6 protein-coding genes are annotated in these 4220 nt (G+C 65.8%); 2 read left to right on the forward strand and 4 right to left on the reverse strand.

Annotated elements, in window-relative coordinates; genetic code table 11:
* Together AC1D00_RS29655 and AC1D00_RS29660 are read right to left on the reverse strand one after the other, a co-directional pair.
* On the reverse strand, positions 1 to 215 hold a 215-nt coding region (locus tag AC1D00_RS29655), incomplete at its 3' end, for a transporter substrate-binding domain-containing protein (protein WP_477013115.1).
* 69 nt (positions 216 to 284) lie between these two features.
* On the reverse strand, positions 285 to 1241 hold the full coding sequence (locus AC1D00_RS29660; protein ID WP_135177196.1) for an N-carbamoyl-D-amino-acid hydrolase: 957 nt from the start codon (positions 1239 to 1241) through the stop codon (positions 285 to 287).
* A 151-nt stretch (positions 1242 to 1392) separates the two neighbouring features.
* Between AC1D00_RS29660 and AC1D00_RS29665 the strand changes: the two genes are divergently transcribed.
* Together AC1D00_RS29665 and AC1D00_RS29670 are read left to right on the forward strand one after the other, a co-directional pair.
* Positions 1393 to 2319, forward strand: a complete 927-nt coding sequence (locus AC1D00_RS29665) for a LysR family transcriptional regulator (protein ID WP_135177197.1) — start codon at positions 1393 to 1395, stop codon at positions 2317 to 2319.
* A 29-nt stretch (positions 2320 to 2348) separates the two neighbouring features.
* On the forward strand, positions 2349 to 3068 hold the full coding sequence (locus AC1D00_RS29670) for a type 1 glutamine amidotransferase (RefSeq protein ID WP_135177198.1): 720 nt from the start codon (positions 2349 to 2351) through the stop codon (positions 3066 to 3068).
* 120 nt (positions 3069 to 3188) lie between these two features.
* Here AC1D00_RS29670 and AC1D00_RS29675 read toward each other — a convergent pair whose 3' ends face one another.
* Positions 3189 to 3656, reverse strand: a complete 468-nt coding sequence (locus AC1D00_RS29675) for a nuclear transport factor 2 family protein (protein WP_271568761.1) — start codon at positions 3654 to 3656, stop codon at positions 3189 to 3191.
* Positions 3657 to 3750: 94 nt separating this feature from the next.
* Positions 3751 to 4200: a tol-pal system-associated acyl-CoA thioesterase gene (gene ybgC / locus AC1D00_RS29680; protein WP_477013116.1), complete on the reverse strand. Its 450-nt coding sequence runs from the start codon at positions 4198 to 4200 to the stop codon at positions 3751 to 3753.
* Positions 4201 to 4220: the final 20 nt, after the last annotated feature.

Raw genomic sequence — 4220 nt, forward strand, 5'->3', positions numbered from 1 at the left:
CCGCCGAGCCGCTTGGCGAGCTCGTTGGCCAGATCGATATCGAGCCCGACCAGCTCGTTGGTCGCGGGATCACGATATTCCATCGGCGCGTAGGTCGAGTTGACCGTGAGCTTCAACGCGCCCGCCTGCTTGATCTCCGCCGGCAGTTYGGCGGCTTGCGCGGAGGCGACTGCGGCCAGTGCGGCAAGGCCGAGAGAAAGCGAGAGGCGTGTCATGTCAGCTCCAATCTTTTCCTTTGCCGATCTTTCCCTTTTGACGACGCCTGCCAGCGCCGTGCCACCTGTTCAGTCCGCGTCGAGAACGGCCGGCTCGATGACGCCGGCGCGTTCGGTGATTACCCTGTATTGCTCGGGCCGCCGGTGGGCGGCGAAATTGAACATCTTGTCCTTGCCCTGGCGGCAGAGGTCGAGATCGATGTCGGCGACGATCACCTCGTCCGCGAGCGTCTGCGCCTGCGCGACGATGCGGCCGTTGGGATCGACGATGCAGGAGCCGCCGATCAGCCCGGAGCCGTCCTCCTCGCCCGCCTTCGCCACCGAGATCGCCCAGGTCGCGTTCATGTAAGCATTGGCCTGCGTCACCAGTGTCGAGTGGAAGGTGCGCAAGGCGCCGTCTTCGGTGGTGCCACCATTCGGATCGTAGGCCGCCGAATTGTAGCCGATGCAGACGAGCTCGACGCCTTGCAGGCCGAGCACGCGCCAGGATTCCGGCCAGCGGCGATCGTTGCAGATCATCATGCCCATGATGGCGTGGGCCCAGGCCGATCCGGCGCGGAAGGCGGGAAAGCCGAGATCGCCATATTCGAAATAGCGCTTCTCCAGCTGCTGGTAGCGCGCGCCCGGGCGCGGCTCGACCGAGCCCGGCAGATGCACCTTGCGATAGCGGCCGAGAATCTCGCCGTCGCGATCGACCAGGATGGCGCAATTGTAGCGGCGGCCATCCGGCGTCAGCTCGGCATAGCCGACATAGAAGCCGACGCGCAGTGCACGCGCACGGTCGAACAGCTTCGCCACGGCCGGGTTCGGCATGCCGCGCTCGAAATAATGGTCGAGCGCCTGGCCTTCGAGCAGCCAGCGCGGAAAGAAAGTGGTGAAGGCAAGCTCCGGAAACACCACGAGGCTGGCACCGCGGCCGGCGGCCTCCTCCAGCAGTGCAAGCATGCGCGCGAGCGTGTGCTCACGCGAGTCTGCTCTCTGCGTCGGGCCCATCTGGGCGGCGGCGGCGCGAAGGACACGAACCAAGATTGCCTCCAATCTGTGCGCAATGCTGCCTCAATGGGCGAATGAACCCTTTGATGCGACGTGCAAATCCGCTTCCATTACGCGGAAGCGGGGCTGCAAAATCAATTCGTTCTGTTATGATCTTTTGGCCCGGAGTATAACCGGCAGTGATATGAACCTGCGTCAGCTCGAGATCCTGCGCGCCGTCATCCGCCACCGCACCACGGTCGCGGCGGCGGACGAGCTGGCACTGTCGCAGCCCGCGGTCAGCAACGCGCTCAAGACGATGGAGGCGCAGGCGGGCTTTGCGCTGTTCGAGCGCGTCAACAACCGGCTGTTTCCGACTGCGGAAGCGATGGCGCTCTACAAGGAGAGCGAGGCGATCTTCGCGCTGCACGCAAAACTCGAGAACCGCGTGCGCGATCTGCGCGAGAACCGGTCTGGACATCTTGCGATCGTGGCAACCCCGCCGCTTGCCTACAGCATCATCCCGTCCGCGCTATCCAGCTTCCTGCGCCGCCGCCCGGAAACGCGCGTCTTCTTCGACGTGCGGCGCTACGAGGGCATCATCGAGGGCGTGCTCAGCCGTGTTGCCGAGCTCGGCTTCGCGCTCGGGCTGACGCATCATCCCGGCATCGCGCATGAGGTGGTGCACACCGGCGAGATGGTGTGCGTGCTGCCGCCGCAGCATCCGCTCGCCGACAGGCCCGCGATCTCGGCGGCGGATCTGTCCGGCCTGCCCTTCATCGGGCTCGAGCGCGGCACGCGGCTCGGCGAGGCCGTACGCGACAGCTTTGCCCGCGCCGGCGCGCCGTTCCAGCCGACGGTCGAGGTGCGCTACTGCAACACCGCCTGCGTGCTCGCCGCCGCCGGCGTAGGTGCCGCGGTAGTCGATCCGTTCTCGCCGCGGCAGAACGGCGGCAATGGCCTCGTCGTCCGGCCGTTCACGCCGACGACCCACGCGGTCGCCTACATGCTGTGGTCGGAAGCCGAGCCGCTGTCACGCCTCGCCAAGGCCTTTCTCAACGAGGTGCGGAAGGAGAGCGCGCTGCTGGAAAGCACAGCGCCGCACCAGCAACATGGGGCAGATAGCGACTGAGCTTCGCAACCTTTTACCTTGGGGAGCACATGGCACGCATCACCATCATCGAGACGGGACAAGTCCCGCAAAAATATCGCGAGCGCCACGGCTCGTTTCCCGACATGTTCGAGCGCATGGTCCGCGCCGAGGATCCAACAGCCTCGGTCGACGTGGTCAGCATCCCGAACGGTGACGCGCTTCCCGATCCTGGCAAGCTCGAAGCCGTGCTGATCACCGGCGCGGCCGCCGGCGTCTATGACGGGCTCGACTGGATCGCGCCGCTCGAGGACTTTGTCCGTCAAGCCTACGCCAGCAAGACGCCGATGGTCGGTGTCTGCTTCGGCCATCAACTGATTGCGCAGGCGCTCGGCGGCACCGTGCGCAAGTCCGAGAAGGGCTGGGGCATCGGCCGGCATGTCTATCAGGTGCTGCCGGAGAACGGCGTCGTCGAAGGCGACGCGGTCGCCATCGCCGCCTCGCATCAGGACCAGGTGATCGAGCCGCCGAACGAAGCGCTGACTATCCTCTCATCCGAGTTCACCCCGCATGCCGGCCTGCTCTACGCCAACGGCGCGACCTTGACCGTACAGCCGCATCCCGAGTTCGACGTGGAGTTTGCACAAGTGTGCTGCGAACTGCGCGACGGCAAGGCGCCGGAGGATGTCGTCGCCACGGCGCGCGCGTCGCTGGCGCAGCCGCTGGACAACGCAAAGCTCGGTGGGGCGATTACGCGGTTTCTGGCGCGCAAGTCCCTCCCCTCATCCTGAGGAGCGCGCTCTCGCGCGCGTCTCGAAGGATGAAGGCCCGGATGCGGCAGCAGGGCCTGCATGGTTCGAGACGCCGCTTCGCGGCTCCTCACCATGAGGATTGAGAGTTGCTTGCGCGGCTCAGAACGGGTCAGTCCCCAGCCCCGCCACATCCGCCGGGCGCGGCCCCGGCGCGGGCCAATGAAACCGGCGGTCCTTCTCGGCAATCATGATGTCGTTGATCGACGCCTCGCGCCGCTTCATCAGGCCGTGCTCGTCGAACTCCCACTGCTCGTTGCCGTAGGAGCGATACCATTGGCCGCTTGCATCGTGCCACTCGTACTGGAAACGCACGGCGATGCGGTTGCCGTCGAAGGCCCAGAGGTCCTTGATCAGGCGGTAGTCGTGCTCCTTCTCCCATTTGCGGGTGAGGAAGGCGACGATGGCCTCGCGGCCCTGGAAGACTTCCGAGCGATTGCGCCAGCGGCTGTCCTCGGTGTAGGCGAGCGAAACGCGCACCGGATCGCGTGAATTCCAGGCGTCCTCGGCCATGCGGGCCTTTTGCGCGGCGGTCTCTTTCGTGAAGGGCGGAAGCGGCGGGCGCGACATGATGGCCTCATCGGTTGGTCGGGGCCGCAAATCTATCGCCGCAGCCGGCGGAGTCGAGTGGCCATCACCTATCGGGCGATCACTTATCGGGCGATCACGAAATCAGATCAGCCTTCATCAACGTGCGGATCGATTTCGGGATCRGCTGGGCACGGCCGCCGCTGATGAAGGCGACGCGTACCTCGGCCTTGACCAGCACATCCTCGCCGCGCCGGACCTCCTGTGCGAGCATGATGGAGGCCCCCTTCACCGCGACCGGCCAGGTCACGACGTCGAGCACGTCGTCCATCCGCGCGGGCTTGAGGAAATCGAGGCGCATCGAGCGCACCACGAAGGCGAAGCCGGCATCCTCCGTCGCGGGCTGCTCGAACAGCGCCTGCTGCTCGGCGCCCATCAGCCGCAGGTGATTGGTGCGCCCGCGCTCCATGAAGCGCAGGTAATTGGCGTGATAGACGATGCCGGAGAAATCCGTGTCCTCGTAGTAGACGCGGACCTGCATGTGATGGCGGCCGTCGCGGATCTCGCCGTCGAGATGGGCAGTCACGTCGCGTGCCTCTTCGCTTT

This window comes from Bradyrhizobium sp. P2_E8 (assembly GCF_056403875.1).

Excerpts from the sequence above, each read along its gene's own strand:
- AC1D00_RS29665 (WP_135177197.1), top strand. The coding sequence starts at position 1,393 with ATGAACCTGCGTCAGCTCGAGATCCTGCGCGCCGTCATCCGCCACCGC.
- AC1D00_RS29670 (WP_135177198.1), top strand. The coding sequence starts at position 2,349 with ATGGCACGCATCACCATCATCGAGACGGGACAAGTCCCGCAAAAATAT.
- AC1D00_RS29675 (WP_271568761.1), bottom strand. The coding sequence starts at position 3,656 with ATGTCGCGCCCGCCGCTTCCGCCCTTCACGAAAGAGACCGCCGCGCAA.